This window comes from Mesorhizobium sp. M7A.F.Ca.US.006.04.2.1 (assembly GCF_004022915.1).
In the GTDB taxonomy this organism is placed as follows: Bacteria; Pseudomonadota; Alphaproteobacteria; order Rhizobiales; family Rhizobiaceae; genus Mesorhizobium; species Mesorhizobium ciceri.
Window position 1 is genome coordinate 1 of record NZ_RZQA01001085.1, and the last position, 1,792, is coordinate 1,792.

2 protein-coding genes and 1 pseudogene are annotated in these 1,792 nt (G+C 59.8%); all 3 read left to right on the forward strand.

The window, feature by feature from the left end; translation table 11 throughout:
* Positions 1-209 precede the first annotated feature (209 nt).
* A complete protein-coding gene (locus tag EN925_RS34500; RefSeq protein WP_127366113.1) occupies positions 210-680 on the forward strand; it encodes an RDD family protein in 471 nt (156 codons plus the stop codon).
* 140 nt (positions 681-820) lie between these two features.
* Positions 821-1,585, forward strand: a complete 765-nt coding sequence (locus EN925_RS34505) for an arginyltransferase (RefSeq protein WP_024504696.1) — start codon at positions 821-823, stop codon at positions 1,583-1,585.
* Between the two features lie 41 nt (positions 1,586-1,626).
* A pseudogene (locus tag EN925_RS41160) lies at positions 1,627-1,792 on the forward strand (EamA/RhaT family transporter); the annotation flags it as partial.

The following is a 1,792-nucleotide window of genomic DNA, read 5'->3' on the forward strand; positions in this document are numbered from 1 at the left end:
AGTCCATATTGCCCCGTCCCCTGTGCGCTCTGCTGCGCCGCAACAAGCTAATGCTATCCGCGCCGCAAATTCAACCAGTTCGCATCGGGCCCGACGCCATCGAAGCTGGAGCACCGCTGGAAGCGCGATCTTGATTCCGCCACAGGCCTTCACCATTTCATGGCTGAGCAGTCCGCACCCTATGTCGGACCTTGTTACGAGGAAATGACATGAACGCGCGCGTTCTCGACGGCGAAATCATCACCAGCAGGCTCGACGATGTCAGGGCCTATGACGGCGTACGCACGAGGCGCATCCTGGCTTTTGTGATCGACTATATCATCGTCGCGCTGCTCACCATTCCGTTTGCCATTCTGGTGTTCTTTCTCGGGCTTTTGACCCTCGGCCTTGGCTGGATGCTGTTCGGCGTCCTGGTGCCGACTGTGGCCATCCTCTACATCTGGAACACGTTGGGCAGCGCTGACCAGGCCACCACGGGCATGAAGATGATGGGCATCCGGCTCGACCGGCTCGACGGCAGGCCGATCGACGGCCTCACTGCGGTTGTCCATTCGGTGCTGTTCTGGGCCGGCAATGTCATCCTGTCGCCGCTTGTCCTGCTGGTGACGCTGTTTTCCGACCGCAAACGCACCTTGCACGATCTTTTGCTTGGCACGGTCGTCAGCCGCACCGACCGCTGAAACGGCCCTCTGAAGAGCAGTCGCAACCGATTGAGCACAAATGTGAAGGAGTCGAGTCGACCGCGCCCACATAATCCTGTTGAATTTTTCGCCATCCGCGCCAAAGGTAGAGCGATTCGAAGGAGTGTTTCCAAGGCTCGATGACGCAGCATCCGACCCAGTCGCCGCAGTTCTTCCTGACCGCGCCGTCGCCGTGCCCCTATCTCGACGGCCAGTTCGAGCGCAAGGTGTTCACGCACCTGGTTGGCGACAAGGCGGCGGAGATGAACGACCTGTTGACGCAAGGCGGCTTCCGGCGCTCGCAGAACATCGCCTACCGGCCGGCCTGCGAGACCTGCCGCGCCTGTGTTTCGGTACGCATCCTCGCCCAGGAATTCGTCGCCAGCCGCAACATGAAGCGCGTGCTGCAGCACAATTCCGATCTCGTCGGCTACATGCACAATGCCGAGCCCTCGACCGAACAATATTCCCTGTTCCGCAGCTACCTCGATGCCCGCCACCGCCGTGGCGGCATGTCCGACATGACGGTGCTCGACTATGCGATGATGGTCGAGGATACCCATGTCGACACCAAGGTGATCGAATATCGGCGGCGTGGACCCGACACCTTCATCACCGGCAAGGGACAGGGCGAGCTGATCGCGGTGGCGCTCACCGACAAGATGGCTGACGGCCTGTCGATGGTCTATTCCTACTTCAATCCCGATTTCGAGGAACGGTCGCTCGGCACGTTCATGATCCTCGACCACATCGCCCGCGCCAGGGCGATGGGTCTGCCCCATGTCTATCTCGGCTACTGGGTCAACGGCTCGCGCAAGATGAATTATAAGATGCGCTTCATGCCGCAGGAGCATCTCGGCCCCAAGGGCTGGGAACGCTACATCAACGAAGCGGTTTCACGCTGAGCTTTTCCAAGGTCCGCCTTTAAACTGTTTCAAGGCAGGGGATGCTGGTCTTTCAGCCGGTTGGCTGGAGAGAGTGCGCCATTGCACCGGCCGGCCGCCAGCCTGCATTTCATTGCGAAAGTTCCTGCATGTCCTCTCATCACGATCACCAGAAAGGTCTTTTGATAACCGCCATCGGCGGGCTCACGCTGACTGTCGACATACCGT

What these genes read in the sequence shown, in the direction of transcription:
- EN925_RS34505 (WP_024504696.1), top strand. Translation starts at nt 821, where the DNA reads ATGACGCAGCATCCGACCCAGTCGCCGCAGTTCTTCCTGACCGCGCCG.
- EN925_RS34500 (WP_127366113.1), top strand. Translation starts at nt 210, where the DNA reads ATGAACGCGCGCGTTCTCGACGGCGAAATCATCACCAGCAGGCTCGAC.